15 protein-coding genes are annotated in these 15564 nt (G+C 72.8%); 7 read left to right on the top strand and 8 right to left on the bottom strand.

Annotation, left to right across the window (positions count from 1 at the left end; genetic code table 11):
- Positions 1-3 precede the first annotated feature (3 nt).
- From AC3EUJ_RS10285 to AC3EUJ_RS10265, 5 genes are read left to right on the top strand one after another with little or no spacing between them, the layout of a single operon-like run.
- The gene (locus AC3EUJ_RS10285) at positions 4-465 is read left to right on the top strand and encodes an SRPBCC family protein (protein WP_431960753.1); all 462 of its coding nucleotides are present in this window, start codon (positions 4-6) and stop codon (positions 463-465) included.
- Positions 462-794, top strand: coding sequence for a TcmI family type II polyketide cyclase (locus tag AC3EUJ_RS10280; protein WP_431960752.1), 333 nt, complete (start codon positions 462-464; stop codon positions 792-794). The genes AC3EUJ_RS10285 and AC3EUJ_RS10280 overlap by 4 nt, the downstream gene beginning before the upstream one ends.
- The gene (gene accA, locus AC3EUJ_RS10275) at positions 787-2511 is read left to right on the top strand and encodes a carboxyltransferase subunit alpha (protein ID WP_431960751.1); all 1725 of its coding nucleotides are present in this window, start codon (positions 787-789) and stop codon (positions 2509-2511) included. Before AC3EUJ_RS10280 ends, accA begins: the two co-directional genes overlap by 8 nt.
- Positions 2508-3140 (top strand): acetyl-CoA carboxylase biotin carboxyl carrier protein, encoded by a 633-nt coding sequence (locus AC3EUJ_RS10270; protein ID WP_431960750.1) that lies wholly within the window; start codon positions 2508-2510, stop codon positions 3138-3140. Before accA ends, AC3EUJ_RS10270 begins: the two co-directional genes overlap by 4 nt.
- 5 nt (positions 3141-3145) lie before the next feature.
- Complete coding sequence (locus tag AC3EUJ_RS10265; protein ID WP_431960748.1) at positions 3146-4492, top strand: acetyl-CoA carboxylase biotin carboxylase subunit; 1347 nt, start codon at positions 3146-3148, stop codon at positions 4490-4492.
- 4 nt (positions 4493-4496) lie between these two features.
- Here the strand turns inward: AC3EUJ_RS10265 and AC3EUJ_RS10260 are convergent, their stop codons facing one another.
- The 4 genes from AC3EUJ_RS10260 to AC3EUJ_RS10245 form a co-directional block, all read right to left on the bottom strand.
- On the bottom strand, positions 4497-5573 hold the full coding sequence (locus AC3EUJ_RS10260; protein ID WP_431960747.1) for a methyltransferase: 1077 nt from the start codon (positions 5571-5573) through the stop codon (positions 4497-4499).
- Positions 5570-6640, bottom strand: coding sequence for a right-handed parallel beta-helix repeat-containing protein (locus AC3EUJ_RS10255; RefSeq protein ID WP_431960746.1), 1071 nt, complete (start codon positions 6638-6640; stop codon positions 5570-5572). Before AC3EUJ_RS10255 ends, AC3EUJ_RS10260 begins: the two co-directional genes overlap by 4 nt.
- An 893-nt stretch (positions 6641-7533) precedes the next feature.
- On the bottom strand, positions 7534-8157 hold the full coding sequence (locus tag AC3EUJ_RS10250) for an FMN-dependent NADH-azoreductase (protein ID WP_431960745.1): 624 nt from the start codon (positions 8155-8157) through the stop codon (positions 7534-7536).
- Positions 8158-8277: 120 nt separating this feature from the next.
- Positions 8278-8730, bottom strand: coding sequence for a MarR family winged helix-turn-helix transcriptional regulator (locus tag AC3EUJ_RS10245; protein ID WP_431960744.1), 453 nt, complete (start codon positions 8728-8730; stop codon positions 8278-8280).
- 68 nt (positions 8731-8798) lie between these two features.
- Between AC3EUJ_RS10245 and AC3EUJ_RS10240 the strand changes: the two genes are divergently transcribed.
- Together AC3EUJ_RS10240 and AC3EUJ_RS10235 are read left to right on the top strand one after the other, a co-directional pair.
- Positions 8799-9890 carry a YhgE/Pip domain-containing protein gene (locus AC3EUJ_RS10240; protein ID WP_431960743.1) on the top strand — a complete coding sequence of 364 codons (1092 nt, stop codon included), beginning with the start codon at positions 8799-8801 and terminating at the stop codon, positions 9888-9890.
- Between the two features lie 85 nt (positions 9891-9975).
- Positions 9976-10761, top strand: a complete 786-nt coding sequence (locus AC3EUJ_RS10235) for a hypothetical protein (RefSeq protein ID WP_431960742.1) — start codon at positions 9976-9978, stop codon at positions 10759-10761.
- Positions 10762-10986: 225 nt separating this feature from the next.
- Here AC3EUJ_RS10235 and AC3EUJ_RS10230 read toward each other — a convergent pair whose 3' ends face one another.
- The 4 genes from AC3EUJ_RS10230 to gcvT all read right to left on the bottom strand — a co-directional run bounded on the left by AC3EUJ_RS10230 (position 10987) and on the right by gcvT (position 15437).
- Complete coding sequence (locus AC3EUJ_RS10230) at positions 10987-12369, bottom strand: L-serine ammonia-lyase (RefSeq protein WP_431960741.1); 1383 nt, start codon at positions 12367-12369, stop codon at positions 10987-10989.
- 153 nt (positions 12370-12522) lie between these two features.
- Entirely contained in the window at positions 12523-13794 is a 1272-nt protein-coding gene (locus tag AC3EUJ_RS10225) for a serine hydroxymethyltransferase (RefSeq protein WP_431960740.1), read from the bottom strand.
- Between the two features lie 64 nt (positions 13795-13858).
- A complete protein-coding gene (gene gcvH, locus AC3EUJ_RS10220) occupies positions 13859-14239 on the bottom strand; it encodes a glycine cleavage system protein GcvH (protein WP_431960739.1) in 381 nt (126 codons plus the stop codon).
- Positions 14240-14324: 85 nt separating this feature from the next.
- A complete protein-coding gene (gene gcvT, locus AC3EUJ_RS10215; protein WP_431960738.1) occupies positions 14325-15437 on the bottom strand; it encodes a glycine cleavage system aminomethyltransferase GcvT in 1113 nt (370 codons plus the stop codon).
- Between the last annotated feature and the right edge of the window lie 127 nt (positions 15438-15564).

Genomic DNA, 15564 nt, shown 5'->3' with positions numbered 1-15564 from the left:
CCCATGCCCGGCCACACCGAGAACGAGATCACCATCCCCGCCCCCATGGACGTCGTCTGGGACGTCACCAACGACGTGGAGGGCTGGCCGGACCTGTTCAGCGAGTACGCCTCCGTGGAGATCGTGGAGCGCGAGGGCGACCGGGTCGTCTTCCGGCTCACCATGCACCCCGACGAGCACGGCCAGGTCTGGAGCTGGGTCTCCGAGCGCGTCGCCGACCGCGCCACCCGCACGGTGCGCGCGCACCGGGTCGAGACCGGCCCGTTCCAGTACATGGACATCCACTGGGAGTACGAGGAGGTCCCCGGCGGCACCCGGATGCGCTGGACGCAGGACTTCGCGATGAAGCCCGGCGCCCCTCTCGACGACGAGGCGATGACCGCCCGGATCAACGACAACTCCAAGATCCAGCTGGAGCTGATCCGCGAGCGCATCGTGCAGCGCCACGGGGGCGGCGCGGCATGAAGACCTACCGCAGCCTGATCGTGGCCAGGATGAAGCCCGGCGTCGAGGAGCAGGTGGCGCAGGTCTTCGCCGAGTCGGACAAGGGCGAGCTGCCCGGCCTGATCGGGGTCACCGGGCGCAGCCTGTTCCAGTTCGGCGACGTCTACCTGCACCTGGTGGAGGCCGACCGGCCGCCCGGCCCGGAGGTCGGCAGGTACAAGGACCACCCGGCGTTCCGGGACATCAGCGACCGGCTGTCGTCCTTCATCTCCGCGTACGACCCCGAGACCTGGCGCGAGCCCAAGGACGCCATGGCCCGGGAGTTCTACCGCTGGGAGCGCAGTGGCTGACAAGGCCACCGCCGAGCCGGACTGGGTGCGCTGCGAGCGCTGCGCCGCGCTCGTCTACGGCAAGCGCTACGCCCGTACGCTGCGCGTCTGCCCCGAGTGCGGCGCGCACGGCCGGCTCACCGCCCGGCAGCGGCTCGACCAGCTGCTGGACCCCGGCTCCTGCAAGCCGCTCGCCGCCGAGCGCGGCGAGCGGCCGGCGGCGCACGATCCGCTGGGTTTCACCGACACCCGCCCGTACCCCGAGCGGCTGCGTGAGGCCCGCGCGGAGACCGGCCTGGACGAGGCCGTCGTCTGCGTGCGCGGCACCGTCGAGGGCCGTCCGGTCGTGGTCGCCGCGATGGACTTCCGCTTCCTCGGCGGCAGCCTCGGCCTGGGCGTCGGCTCGCACATCACCCGGGCCGCCCGGACCAGCCTGCGACGGCGCGTCCCCCTGCTGCTGGTGACCGCCTCCGGTGGCGCCCGTATGCAGGAGGGCGCCCTGTCGCTGATGCAGATGGCCAGGACCGCCCAGGCGCTCGCCGAACTCGACGAGGCGGGCGTCCTGGTGGTGTCCCTGGTCACCGACCCCACCTACGGCGGTGTTGCCGCGTCCTACGCGAGCCTCGCCGACGTCATCCTCGCCGAGCCCGGCGCCCGGATGGGCTTCGCCGGGCCGCGCGTCATCGAGCAGACCACCGGCCGGCGACTCCCCGAGGGCTTCCAGACCGCGGAGTTCCTCCTCGCGCGCGGCCTCATCGACGATGTCGTCCCCCGCGCCGCGCTCCGCCCGACGCTGGGCCGGCTGCTGCGGCTGCGCCCCGGGGAGGGATCCCCGGGGGCGCACCGGACCGCCGCGCGGCCCCGGCCGGCGACCGTGCCGCGCGGACCCGCGGTGCGGGTCGTGCGCGCGGCGGACGAACTGCCCGAGCGCGACGCCTGGGAGGCGGTGCGGCTGGCACGGCACCCGCACAGGCCCACGGCCGCCGACTACGCGGCCCATCTGCTCCAGGACTTCCACGAGTTGCACGGCGACCGGCTGGCCGCCGACTGCCCGGCCGTCATCGGCGGTCCGGGCCTGCTCCACGGCAGCCCCGTCATGCTGATCGGCCACCACAAGGGCGGCCCCGGGCTGGAGGAGCGCAGGCGGCGGCACTTCGGCATGGCCACCCCGGCCGGCTACCGGAAGGCGGCCCGCCTGATGCGCACCGCCGCCAAGCTGGGCATGCCCGTGGTGACCCTCATCGACACCCCGGGCGCCAACCCGGGTCCGGAGGCGGAGAGCGGCGGCCAGGCCCTCGCCATCGCCGAGAACCTGCGGCTGATGGCCCGGCTGCCGGTGCCGGTCGTGGCCGTGATCACCGGTGAGGGCGGCAGCGGCGGGGCACTGGCCTTCGCCGTCGCCGACCGGGTCCTGGTCAGCGCCAACGGCATCTACTCCGTGATCAGCCCCGAGGGCTGTGCCGCGATCCTGTGGAAGGACCCCGGCGCCGCCCCCACCGCGGCGGCCGCCCTGCGGCTGCACGCCCGCGATCTGCTCCGGCTGGGCGTCGTCGACGGCGTGGTCCCCGAGCCGCCCGACGGCGCCCACGGGGACCACGCCCAGGCTGCCGCCCTCGTCGGCGGCGCGCTCTCGGCCGCTCTGGACGAACTGCGCCCCTGGCCCCCCGACCGGCTGCTGGCCGAGCGCCGCGACCGGTTCCACCGTTTCGGCCGACTGGAGGAGGAGGCAGCACCGTGACACTCCACGGCGACGACAGGACGGCCCGCCCCCCGGGCGCGGGCAAGGCCCTCAACGGAATGTCCCCCGGCGCTGCGCCGGGCGCGCTCCCGGTGCTGGAGGCGGTCTGCCGCAGCGCCACGGAGCTGGCCCGCTCCATGCCCACCATGCCGCGGCGGATCAGGCTGCGGCACGGACAGACGGCGGTCGAGATCGAGTGGCCCGAACCGACGGCACCGCCCCCGGCGCAGACCCCCGCGCCCGCGTTTGTGGCGGCGGCACCGGCACCGACGACCGCTCCCGCGGCGGCTGCCGCACCGGCTGCGGCACCCGCCGCCGCTTCGGCCGAGGGCGCACCGGAGGCGCAAGGGGCGCACGAAGCGCAGGATTGCACGTCGCTTCACTACGTCTGCGCCCCCACCGTGGGCACCTTCTACCACGCACCGGAACCCGGCGAGCGCCCGTGCGTCAGCGTCGGCGAGCTCGTCCGTCCCGGGCAGGCCGTGGGCGTCCTGGAGGTCATGAAGATGATGAGCGTCGTCGAGGCGGACGCGGCCGGCCGGGTCGTGGAGGTCGTCGTCCCGGACGGGCAGCCCGTGGAGTTCCAGCAGCCGCTGATCGCACTGGAGCCGGTACCGGTGGGGGAGTGAGGCTCGTGTTCTCCACCGTCCTGGTCGCCAATCGTGGCGAGATCGCGCTGCGGGTCGCGCGCGCCTGCCGTGAGCTGGGCATCCGGACCGTCGCGGTGTACTCCACCGCCGACCGCGACTCGGCCGTCGTCCGCTTCGCCGACGAGGCGGTGCACATCGGACCGCCGCCGGCGCGGGCGAGCTACCTCAACATCCCCGCCGTCGTCGAGGCCGCCCGCCGCACCGGCGCGCAGGCCGTCCACCCGGGTTACGGCTTCCTGTCCGAGGACCCCGACTTCGCCGAGGTCTGCGAGGACAACGGCCTCACCTTCATCGGGCCCTCCCCGGAGGTGCTCTCCCGGCTCGGCGACAAGGCGGCCTGCCGCGCGCTGATGGCCGAGGCCGGACTGCCCGTGCTGCCCGGCAGCGCGGGGCCGCTGGCCGGGGCCGCCGAAGCGAAGGAGGCGGCGCAGCGGACCGGTTACCCGGTCATCCTCAAGGCCGTCGCGGGCGGCGGGGGACGCGGCATGGCCGTGGTCGGTGACCCGGACCTGCTGCTCGACACCTACCGGCGCACCGCGGCGCACGCCCGGGCCGTCTTCGGCGACGACCGGCTCTACCTGGAGCGGTACGTCGAGCGGGCCCGCCACGTGGAGGTGCAGGTGCTCTGCGACCGGCACGGCGCGGTCGTCCACCTCGGCGAGCGCGACTGCTCGGTGCAGCGGCACCACCAGAAGCTGGTCGAGGAGACCCCCGCCCCGGACCTGCCTGCGCTGCTCAGGTCGGCGATGTGCGACGCGGCCGTCCGCGGCGCCCGGGCGGTCGGCTACACGGGCGTGGGCACCTTCGAGTTCGTGCTCACCCCGGAGCACGACTTCCACCTGATGGAGGTCAACTGCCGGCTCCAGGTGGAGCACCCGGTCACCGAGATGGTCACCGGGATCGATCTGGTCCGCGAGCAGATCCTGGCCGCCGCGGGGCATCCGCTGACCCTGCGCCAGGAGGACGTCGTGCACCGCGGGGTCGCCGTCGAGTGCCGGGTCAACGCCGAGGACCCCGCCCGGGACTTCGCGCCGACCCCGGGCCTGCTCACGGAGTTCGAGGTGCCCGGAGGTCCCTTCGTACGGGTGGACACCCATGCCTTCCCCGGCTGGCGGATCGGCCCCGACTACGACTCCCTGCTCGCCAAGGCCGTCGTCTGGGCCCCCGACCGGGAGCGGGCGCTGGCCCGGATGGACCGCGTACTGGAGGAACTGCGGGTGCGCGGCGAGGGCGTGTGCACCACGGCGGGCTTCCTGCGCAAGGTGCTGGCCCGCCCGGAGTTCCGGGCGGGCCGGCACACCACCGGTCTGGTGGGGGAGCTGACCGGCTAGCGGGTCAGCGCGCCGCGACCGTGCTGTGCAGGGCGTGCAGGTAGGCGTTGACCGGGGTCACCTCGCCCACCTGCAGCCCGGCATCGGTCATGTGCTTCACCATGCTGTCCCGCGTGTGCTTCTGGCCGCCGACGTTCAGCAGCAGGAGCAGGTCCATGGCGGTGGTGAAGCGCATGGACGGGGTGTCGTCGACGAGGTTCTCGATGACGATCACCTTCGCGCCGGCGCCGCCCGCCGCGACGACGTTGCGCAGCGTGCGGCGGGTGCTGTCGTCGTCCCACTCCAGGATGTTCTTGATGATGTACATGTCGGCGGTCACCGGGATGTCCACCCGGCAGTCCCCGGGCACCAGCCGGGCCCGCGCGGCGAGCGGGCCGCCCTCGCGCAGCCGGGGGTCGGCGCCGGCCACGACCTTCGGCAGGTCCAGCAGCGTGCCCTGCAGCTCGGGGTGCTTCTCCAGCAGCGCGGCCAGCACATGCCCCTGGCCGCCGCCGATGTCGGCGACCGAGCGGACGCCGGACAGGTCGAGCAGGGCCGCGATGTCCTCCGCGGACTGCCGGCTGGAGGCGGTCATGGCGCGGTCGAAGACCCGGGCGCTCTCGTGGGCGTCGTCGTGGAGGTACTCGAAGAACTCCTTGCCGAAGACCTCCGGGAAGATGTTGCGGCCGCCGCGCACCGCCTCGTCCAGCCGCGGCCAGACCTCCCACGTCCACGGCTCGGTGCACCACAGCGCGATGTAGTGCAGGGTGTTGGGGCTGTCCTTGCGGAGCATCCGGGACATCTCGGTGTGGACGAAGCGGCCGTCCGCCTGCTCCTCGAAGATCCCGTACGAGGCCAGGGCGAGCAGCAGCCGGCGAAGCTGGCGGGGCGCCGTGCCGACCATCGCCGCGAGCTCGTCGACGGGTGACGGGTCCTTGCCGAGCGCGTCCGGCACACCCAGCTTGACCGCGGCCCGTACGGCGGCGGCGCAGGCGGCGCCGAAGACGAGCTCGCGCAGGCGCATCGCGGGCGGTGTCGCGGCCTCGGCGGGCGCCGCGCTTTTCGCGGTGCCGTCCGCGCTGGTGGTTTCTGTCAAGGTCATTCCTCGCACAACCCCTTCGGTTCGGAGACGCGGCACGTGTTGTCACGGAAGACATTCGCGGTGCCCTGGTCACGGTCGGCCAGATCGGCCGGGCTGTTGCCCAGGGTCGTGTTGCCCCGGACGGTGTTGCCGGTGTCGGGGGCGCCCACCACGCTGCGGAAGAGCACGATCCCGCCGGACATCGGTGAGGTGCCGTGGTTGTCCACGACCCGGTTGCGGACCACGAGCGTCCGCTCTGCCCCCGTCAGCACGATTCCGGAACCCTGGATGAAGGGGAGCCGGGTGTTGCGCGGGCAGTACTTGTTGTTCGCCGCCACGAGGTTGTCGGAGACGGTCAGGCCCCCGGCCCGGGGGACGCCCTCGTCCCCGACGACGAACACGCCGCCGCAGTTGGCGGTGATGTGGTTGTCGACGACCCCCAGGTTGCGCACCCGGCGGAGCACGACCCCGATCCGGTTGCCCGTCAGCTCGTTGCCGCTGACACGGGTGCGCCGGGTGTCCAGCGCGCCGCCCTCCGCGTCCGCGGTGTTGGCCAGGAAGATCCCCGACTCGCCGTTCTGCCGGGAGACGTTGTCGCGCAGGAGCGTCCGCACCGAGTGCTGGACGCCGATGCCCTGACGACCGTTGTGCTCGGCGGTCACGTCACTGACCTCCAGGCCGTCGGTCCAGGAGGCGTCGACGCCGTTCTTGCCGAAGCCGGAGACCGAGAGCGACAGCAGCCGGACACCGCTCAGCCCGCTCTGCTCCGTTCCGGTGACACACAACCCGTGGCCCGCCAGTGCGCAGGCGTTCCCGTCGGGTCGCGCGCCCGGGGTGAGGACGGTGTCCGTGCCGTGACCGATCAGCGTCAGCCGCGGCTTGGTCACATTGACGCTGCCCGGGTAGGTCCCGGGGAGGATCTTGATGACGTCGCCCGGCCGGGCCCGGTCCACCGCGGCCTGGACGGACTCCCCGGGCCGGACGACCAGCGCGTCCTGCGACGTGGCCCCGGCCCGGGGAACGGCGTACAGCCCCAGCACACAGACGACCGCGGCCACGGTGGCCGCGTGGGGCCGACGAAGTGTCATGACTGCCGTACCTGCCTTCCGGGTGACGTCCCGGGTCACCCGAAATCTGACAGTATGAGTGGTTTTGTAGTATCGCCACTCTGCCGGGGCATCAGAGGCGGCAGCGGGAGAGGGACGTACGGGCACCACGACCCGGTGACCGGGCACCCCCGGCGCTACCGTTCCGTCGGCCGCCGCGTACCAGCGCCGACGCGCGCCAGGACCTGGCCGGCCGTCAGGACCGTTCCAGCCGACGCCCTTCGCTCCCGCCGGCGTCGCCGGCATCCGGGCCGCCACGGCATCCGGCCGGTGCGGCAACGTGACCAGCCCCGCGGGGACCTGCGGCCTCTGCGCGCCGCGCTGGACGGCGATCTGACGGGCACTTTGTATCCGCCACGCTGGGCGCCCCGGGAGGTCACGGGTCCCGGGACCCACGGCGACCGCCACGGCGCGACCGGCGGGTGCCGCGCCCAACGCCCCGTCCACCCGGGCGAGTACCGCGTCCCGCGCGACGGCGAGATTTACGGTCACGCTGCTGGGGACGCCGTCCGCGCGCGGTTCACCCGCACCTGGCCCCGGCCGACCGCACCCAGCCCGGTCGGTTGGGGAGTGGCCCCGGACCGGCGGCGGCCGTCTCGGCCGGCACCGGACCCGTGCGCTCCCAGCGGGTCGCGGTCAGTGCCGTCCACGGCGCCGGGGCCGGTCCGCGCGCCGGGACCGCGGCCGGCGCCCGGCAGGGCTCGGCGAGCACGCCCCGCACCCGGACCGCTGTCCGGCCGTGCCGCCGGGGCCGGTTGGCGCGGCGAGCCCTGACCGCGACCGCAGCCGGGGCGGGCCGCCTCCCGGCTGCGCGGTTCCCCCGGGCGGACTTCGGGGTGCCATCGAGGTCGACCGGTGCCATGCCGACCGGGACGTCAGGCGGCCTGCGGGGCCGTGTCGAGGGAGGCGGTGATGGCGGCGCCCGCCCCGCGCACCGAGGAGTCGAGCTGTTCGGCGGTGTACCCGTTGACGGCGATGATCTCCACGTCGGTGATGCCCATCCAGCCGAGGACGCCGCGGACGTAGGGGGCGTGGAAGTCCATCGGCGCGAAGTCCGGGTTGTCGAAGTCGCTGCCGGACGCTCGCAGGACGACCGCCTTCTTGCCCTTCAGCAGCCCCTCCGGGCCGTTCTCGCCGAAGGCGAAGGTGCGGCCGGCCATCATCACCTGATCGATCCACGCCTTGAAGGCGGCGGGGACGCCGAAGTTGTACATCGGCACGCCCAGCACCAGGACGTCGGCCTCCTCCATCTCGCGGATCAGCCGTTCGGAGGCGGCCATCGCGGCCTCGGTGCCGGTGTCGGCGGCCTCGGCCGGGCCGAACACCCCGGTGATCCACTCGGGCGAGACGAACGCCGGCGTGTCGACGGTGAGATCGCGGTAGGTGACGGTGCCGTGCGGGTCGCGGGCCTTCCAGGCGGCGACGTACGCGGCGGACAGGCGGCGGCTCGCGGAGCCTTCGGCGCGGGCGCTGGAGTCGATGTGCAGCAGGTGAGCCATGGGATTCCCCAAAAATACTGGATCGTGCAATCCATAACCCGGGTGGGTGGAGCGCGATCGGGTGGTTGGTGGTCCTGCCACGATAGGGGAAACTTTGTTGAAATCTAAACTGATGAGAGTTCAATCACCTTCAGGCAGTGCGTGCGGGTTCAGTGTCGCCAGCATGCGCCGCAGGTCGGCCCGGACGCGCCCCCGCTCCTGCGGGTCGAAGGGCGAGAGGGCCTCCTCCTCGGCGGGCGTGACGGCCCGCTCGGCGCGGCCCGCCAGCTCCTCGCCCTCCGGGGTGACGCTGACCTCGATGATCCGGCCGTGCGTCGCATGCGCCCTGCGTTCGACCAGTCCGCGCTCGGCCAGTCCCTGGACCGCGGTGCCCATCGACTGCGCGGTGACCCCGCACCGGCGTGCCAGCTCCGCGCCCGACATGGCTCCGTTCACGGTGAGCCGCATCAGGGCGCTGAACTGCGTCTGGGTCAGTCGCAGCGGCCGCAGTGCCTGCTCGATGCGCGTCCCGTACGCCTGCGAGAGCTGCCAGATCAGATAGCCGATGTGCTCGCTGGGGTCGCGCAGGGGCATTCCGGGCACCTTCTGGTTGTCTGTTAACTTATATAAGTCAGCTTATATTATAGGAGGGACCCTCCCTTGTGGACACCGTGATCATCACCGATGCGAACCCCCCGGCGGACCCGCCCCCCTCGCACCACCGGCACCGGCATCGGCACGTCCCGGGACCGCAGACCGACGCACCGCCCACCCGGCCGGGACTGACCGGCCCGAAGGCCGTGATCACCCCGGTGATCTCGGTGCTCGTCGTCGGGCTCGCCTTCGTGAGCGTCTTCCTCGCCGCCTTCCACACGCCCACGGCGCACCGGCTGCCGGTGGCGGTCGTCGCCTCGGACCACTCGGCGGCCCTGTTCGACGTCCGCCTCCAGCGCATCGCGCCCGAGGCCTTCCAGGTCGACCGGTACCCGGACGCGGCCTCGGCCCGGCACGCCGTGGAGCACCGCAAGGCCTACGCCGCCTACCTCTCCGACGACGGCAAGGCCGAGGTCGTCTACGCCGGTGCGAACGGCCCCGCGGTGTCCGCCCTGATCGCGCCCCTTGCCTCGGTCCCGCACGGGGAGGCCCACAAGATCCCCGTGGTCGACATCCTGCCGCTGTCGTCCGGCGACAGCAGAGGGCTGTCGGTCTTCTACGCCTCCTTCGGACTGATCCTGGCCGGCTTCCTCTTCGGTCAGCTGACCTACCAGGTCGCGCCACGGCTCTCCTTCAACCAGCGCGTCCTGAGCATCGTCCTCTTCGCCGTCCTCGGCGGACTGGCCACCACGCTGATCGCCTGCACGGCCTTCGGCGCGATACCCGGTCCCTTCTTCGGGATCTTCGGCGTCGTCACCCTCATGGCCGGCGCGGTCGCCGCCGCCACCGTCGCGCTCATCCGCGTCTTCGGCCCGGCCGGCGTGCCCCTGGGCTCCATCTTCATGCTCATCATCGGCAACGCCACCAGTGGCGGCGTCCTCCCGCCGTCCTTCCTGCCGAGCTGGCTGCAGCCGCTGGCCTCCGTCATGCCGGCCGGGGTGGGCGTGCGCGCCATGGACGGACTCTCCTACTTCCACCACGACGGACTGACCCGCGGGATCGTCATCCTCTGCTGCTGGATCGCGGCGTGCGTGGGCACCATGTTCCTGCTGGACCGCATCGCGGCGACCTCGGGGATCGTGCACGCGGCCACCCGCTGAGCGGGAACGGCTGCTCCCCGGGTCGTACCCGGCCCGCCTCCCCCCGGACGACGACCGGGCCCGCCACCCCCGGCAGGCTGGGGCCATGGCGACGACCACTTTTCCCACCGCCCCGGCACGGACGCACGAGCTCCCCCGCATGGCCGACCGTCTGTGCCACGCGACCGGGGCCCTGCTGATCCTGTCGGGCCTGTTCCACCTCGCCGTCCTCGTGGTGGACGGCGGCCCCTGGGACGGCCCGGTTTCCTGGCGCAAGCCGGCGACCTTCGGGCTCTCGTTCGGCCTGACCCTCCTCGCGGTCACCTGGGTCACCTCCTACCTGGCGGTCGGCGCGCGCCTGCGCAGCGTCCTGCTCGCCGTGTTCGCGGCCGACTGCGTGGCCGAGGCCGGTGGCATCACCGTGCAGGCGTGGCGGCGCGTGCCGTCGCACCTCGACATGGAGACCGGTTTCGACACCGCTGTCTCCATGACGCTCGCGGCCGGCGGCGCCGTCCTCGTCGCCGTCCTGTCGGCCTTCGCGCTCGCGTCCTTCCGGCATCGCCCCACCGGCCCCACCGGCATGCCCCTCGCCCTGCGCTCCGGCTTCGCGATCCTGCTCGTCGGCCTGTTCTCCGGTGCGGCCATGATCGCCCGCGGCGTCCACCTCACCCGCACCGGCCACCAGGCCGCCGCCTACGCCTCGACGGCCCCCCTCAAGCCCCTCCACGGCATCAGCCTCCACGCCGTGCTCGTCCTGCCGGCCCTGGCCTGGCTGCTGTCCCGCACCCACGTGAGCGAGCCCGCGAGGACGCGCGTCCTCCGCGCCGCCGTCGCCTGCTACGCCCTCGCGGTCGCAGCGACAGCGGCATGGGCGGTGGCCACGTACCGCTGAAGCGGGTTCCCTATCCGGACGGCGGCCGGCTCGTCCCCTGACGTCAGACCCACCGCCGTGAACTCCCGGCCCGGGAGACCGGCGCGGACCCCGCGCAGGAGGGCTCGCTTGGCCCTGGAAATCCCCCGGGACAGGCCGTCTGTCTTCAGGGACTTTCCGTCGCGTAAGCAGGGCAGGCCCCGACAGCGCTGAAAGACAGGAACACGCTGGTCAGGGCCGGTTTCCCTAGCACTCGATGACGTTGACCGCGAGGCCGCCGCGGGCGGTCTCCTTGTACTTCACCTTCATGTCGGCGCCGGTCTCCTTCATGGTCTTGATGACCTTGTCGAGGGAGACGTGGTGCCGCCCGTCCCCGCGCATCGCCATGCGCGCGGCGGTGACGGCCTTGACCGCGGCCATGCCGTTGCGCTCGATGCAGGGGATCTGGACGAGCCCGCCGACGGGGTCGCAGGTGAGGCCGAGGTTGTGCTCCATGCCGATCTCGGCGGCGTTCTCGACCTTCTCCGGGCCGCCGCCGAGGACCTCGGCGAGGCCGCCCGCTGCCATGGAGCAGGCGGAACCGACCTCGCCCTGGCAGCCCACCTCGGCGCCGGAGATGGAGGCGTTCTCCTTGAAGAGCATGCCGATCGCGCCCGCCGCGAGCAGGAAGCGGACGACGCCGTCCTCCTGCTCGGTCTGCGTCGACTGCGCGGCCACGAAGTTCACGTAGTAGTGGAGGACGGCCGGGATGATGCCGGCGGCGCCGTTGGTGGGGGCGGTGACGACGCGGCCGCCGGCGGCGTTCTCCTCGTTGACGGCCATGGCGTAGAGGGTGACCCACTCCATGGCGTGCGCGGCCGTGTTGCCCTCGGCGCGCAGCTGGCGGGCGGTGGCCGAGGCGCGGCGGCGGACCTTGAGGCCGCCGGGGAGGATGCCCTCGCGGGACAGCCCGGCCCTCACGCAGTCCTGCATGACCTGCCAGATCTCCAGCAGACCCGCGCGGATCTCGGCCTCGGTGCGCCAGGCCTTCTCGTTCTCCAGCATCAGGCCGGAGATGGACAGCCCGGTCTCCCGGGTGAGCCGGAGCAGTTCGTCGCCGGTGCGGAAGGGATACTTCAGCACCGTGTCGTCGAGCTTGATGCGGTCCTCGCCGACCGCGTCCTCGTCGACGACGAAACCGCCGCCCACCGAGTAGTAGGTCTTCTCCAGCACGGGGACGCCGGCCTCGTCGTACGCGAAGAGCGTCATGCCGTTGGCGTGGTACGGGAGCGAGCGGCGACGGTGCAGGATCAGGTCGTCGTCCGCGGAGAACGGGATCTCGTGGGCGCCGAGCAGGCTGATGCGGCCGCTGCCGCGGATCTCCTCGACCCGCTCGTCGGCGGTGTCGACGTCGACGGTGCGGGGGGAGTGCCCCTCCAGGCCCAGCAGCACCGCCTTGGGGGTGCCGTGGCCGTGACCGGTCGCGCCGAGCGAGCCGAACAGTTCGGCGCGCACGGAGGCGACGCCCGCCAGCAGGCCGTCGTTCTTCAGCCGCTGGGCGAACATCCGCGCGGCGCGCATCGGGCCCACGGTGTGGGAGCTGGACGGGCCTATGCCGATCGAGAAGAGGTCGAAGACGGAGATGGCCACGGTGCGATGACTCCTCGGGTTCGCGGACCCCGTTGTCCGCGGGCGGCCGGCGGGGTCGCCGCCGGGTGGTACGTGGGCGGCGTGGGTGCGCCGCGCTTGCTCCAGTGTGCGGGACCGTCCTCACGGGCGGTCCCGCACACCGGGTGACGCCGGTTACCTCAGGCCGGGGTACAGCGGGTGTTTGCCGGCCAGGGCGGTGACCCGGGCGCCGAGCGCCTTGGCGGTCTCCGGGTCGAAGCCCGGCTTGAGGGCCTCGGCGATGACGTCGGCGACCTCGCGGAAGTCCTCCGCGCCGAAGCCCCGGGTGGCCAGCGCCGGGGTGCCGATGCGCAGGCCGGAGGTGACCATCGGCGGGCGCGGGTCGTTCGGGACGGCGTTGCGGTTGACCGTGATGCCGATCGCGTGCAGCCGGTCCTCGGCCTGCTGGCCGTCGAGCTCGCTGTCGCGCAGGTCGACCAGGACCAGGTGGACGTCGGTGCCGCCGGACAGCACCGAGACACCGGCCGCGGTGACGTCGCCCTGCGTCAGCCGCTCGGCGAGGATCTTCGCGCCTTCCAGGGTGCGGACCTGGCGGTCCTTGAACTCCTCGCTCGCCGCGATCTTGAAGGCGACCGCCTTCGCCGCGATGACGTGCTCCAGCGGGCCGCCCTGCTGGCCCGGGAAGACCGCCGAGTTGATCTTCTTGGCGAGCTCGGCCTTGCACAGGATGACGCCGCCGCGCGGGCCGCCGAGCGTCTTGTGCGTGGTGGTGGTGACGACGTCCGCGTGCGGCACGGGGGAGGGGTGTAGCCCCGCCGCCACCAGGCCGGCGAAATGCGCCATGTCGACCATCAGGTACGCGCCGACCTCGTCGGCGATCCGGCGGAAGGCCGCGAAGTCCAGCTGCCGCGGGTACGCCGACCAGCCGGCGATGATCAGCTTCGGGCGGGACTCCTTGGCCAGGCGCTCGACCTCGGCCATGTCGACCTGCCCGGTCTCCGCGTCCACGTGGTAGGCGACCACGTTGTAGAGCTTGCCGGAAAAGTTGATCTTCATGCCGTGGGTCAGGTGCCCGCCGTGAGCGAGGTTCAGGCCCAGGATCGTGTCGCCGGGGTTCAGCAGCGCGAACATCGCGGCCGCGTTGGCCTGCGCGCCCGAGTGCGGCTGGACGTTGGCGTGCTCGGCGCCGAAGAGCGCCTTGATCCGGTCGATCGCGAGCTGCTCGACGACGTCGACGTGCTCGCAACCGCCGTAGTAGCGGCGCCCGGGGTACCCCTCGGCGTACTTGTTGGTCAGCACCGAGCCCTGGGCCTGGAGCACCGCGACCGGAGCGAAGTTCTCCGAGGCGATCATCTCAAGGGTGGACTGCTGGCGGTGGAGTTCGGCGTCGACGGCGGCGGCGACGTCGGGGTCGAGCTCGTGCAGTGAGCTGTTGAGAAGCGACATCTGGGGGGTCATCCGTCCGGAGGTCGGAGTGGACAGGGCGGAGCGGTCGGGAGGTCCCGAGCGGTCAGTTGCCGGTGAAGGCGGTGTACTCGTCCGCGGAGAGCAGGTCGCCCGGCTCGTCGGACACCTTCACCTTGAACAGCCAGCCGCCCTCGAAGGCCGCCGAGTTCACCAGCGAGGGGTCGTTGACGACATCCTCGTTGACCTCGGTGACCTCGCCGGAGACCGGGGCGTAAAGGTCGCTGACCGACTTGGTGGACTCCAGCTCACCACAGGTCTCACCCGCGGCGACCGTGTCGCCCACCGCCGGGAGCTGGACGTAGACGACGTCGCCGAGGGCGTTCGCCGCGTGCTCGGTGATGCCCACCGAGGACACACCGTCCGCGTCGGCGGCCGAGACCCACTCGTGCTCCTTGCTGTACCGCAGCTGCTGGGGGTTGCTCATGACGTGAATTCTCCTGGATGACGGTATGTGCTGGTGAACGGCTGTCTTGACAGGTGGGACGACTGTGCCCGATGTGATCGGGAACTCAGCGCTGCCGCTTGTAGAACGGCAGGGCCACCACCTCGTACGGCTCATGCGTACCGCGGATGTCCACGCCCACACCGGAGGTGCCCGGCGCGGCGTGCCCGGCGTCCACGTACGCCATGGCGATGGGCTTGCCCAGGGTCGGGGACGGTGCGCCGGAGGTGACCTCGCCGACCACCTCGCCGCCCACCACCACCGGGTAGCCCGCTCGGGGGACCCGGCGGCCCTCGGCGACCAGGCCGACCAGCTTGCGCGGCGGCGCGGCCTCGGCCTTGGCGGCGGCCGCGGCCAGCGCCTCACGGCCCACGAAGTCACCCGGCTTGTCGAACTTGACGACCCGGCCGAGCCCGGCGTCGAAGGGCGTGAGCGCGGTGGTCAGCTCGTGCCCGTACAGCGGCATGCCCGCCTCCAGGCGCAGCGTGTCGCGGCAGGACAGGCCGCACGGCACCAGGCCGGCCTCCGCGCCCGCCTCGGTCAGGGCCTGCCACAGCTTCTCCGCGTCGGCCGGGGCGACGAAGAGCTCGAAGCCGTCCTCGCCGGTGTAGCCCGTGCGGGCGATCAGCGCGGGGACGCCGGCCACCGTGCCGGGCAGGCCCGCGTAGTACTTGAGCCCGTCCAGGTCCGCGTCGGTGACCGACTTCAGGATGGCGGACGACTGCGGGCCCTGGACGGCGAGCAGCGCGTAGGCGTCCCGGTCGTCGCGGACGGCGGCGTCGAAGCCGGCGGCGCGCTCGGTCAGCGCGTCGAGGACGACCTGGGCGTTGGAGGCGTTGGCGACGACCATGTACTCCTCGTCACCGAGGCGGTAGACGATCAGGTCGTCGAGGATGCCGCCGTCGGGCGCGCAGATCATCGTGTAGCGGGCGCGGCCCACCGCCAGCGCCGAGATGTGGCCGACCAGCGCGTGGTCCAGCGCCTGGCCCGCGGCCGGACCGGTGACCGTGATCTCGCCCATGTGGGACAGGTCGAAGAGGCCGGCCCGGGTCCGCACGGCGGTGTGCTCGTCGCGCTCGCTGGCGTACCGCAGCGGCATGTCCCAGCCCGCGAAGTCGGTCATGGTGGCGCCGAGGGCGCGGTGCAGCGCGTCCAGTGCGGTACGGCGGGGTTCACTCATCGGTCGGGCTCCCAAGGCGAGGAAGGGACAGGTAGGGCGATGACGGGGCAGGTCCTCCCCATCTGTCATCGGAACCTGAGAGGTTCACCTGGACCCCCCGGGTGGAGGAGTCCTGGCTTGCACCTTG

The organism is Actinacidiphila sp. bgisy160 (assembly GCF_057707815.1).
Note: the sequence above shows the minus strand (reverse complement) of the source record. Positions and strands in the feature narration are given on the sequence as shown.

Coding starts and splice junctions, on each gene's coding strand:
- AC3EUJ_RS10285 (WP_431960753.1), top strand. CDS start 4: ATGCCCGGCCACACCGAGAACGAGATCACCATCCCCGCCCCCATGGAC.
- AC3EUJ_RS10280 (WP_431960752.1), top strand. CDS start 462: ATGAAGACCTACCGCAGCCTGATCGTGGCCAGGATGAAGCCCGGCGTC.
- AC3EUJ_RS10260 (WP_431960747.1), bottom strand. CDS start 5,573: ATGACCTTGACAGAAACCACCAGCGCGGACGGCACCGCGAAAAGCGCG.
- AC3EUJ_RS10255 (WP_431960746.1), bottom strand. CDS start 6,640: ATGACACTTCGTCGGCCCCACGCGGCCACCGTGGCCGCGGTCGTCTGT.
- AC3EUJ_RS10250 (WP_431960745.1), bottom strand. CDS start 8,157: ATGGCTCACCTGCTGCACATCGACTCCAGCGCCCGCGCCGAAGGCTCC.
- AC3EUJ_RS10245 (WP_431960744.1), bottom strand. CDS start 8,730: ATGCCCCTGCGCGACCCCAGCGAGCACATCGGCTATCTGATCTGGCAG.
- AC3EUJ_RS10235 (WP_431960742.1), top strand. CDS start 9,976: ATGGCGACGACCACTTTTCCCACCGCCCCGGCACGGACGCACGAGCTC.
- AC3EUJ_RS10225 (WP_431960740.1), bottom strand. CDS start 13,794: ATGTCGCTTCTCAACAGCTCACTGCACGAGCTCGACCCCGACGTCGCC.
- gcvH (WP_431960739.1), bottom strand. CDS start 14,239: ATGAGCAACCCCCAGCAGCTGCGGTACAGCAAGGAGCACGAGTGGGTC.
- gcvT (WP_431960738.1), bottom strand. CDS start 15,437: ATGAGTGAACCCCGCCGTACCGCACTGGACGCGCTGCACCGCGCCCTC.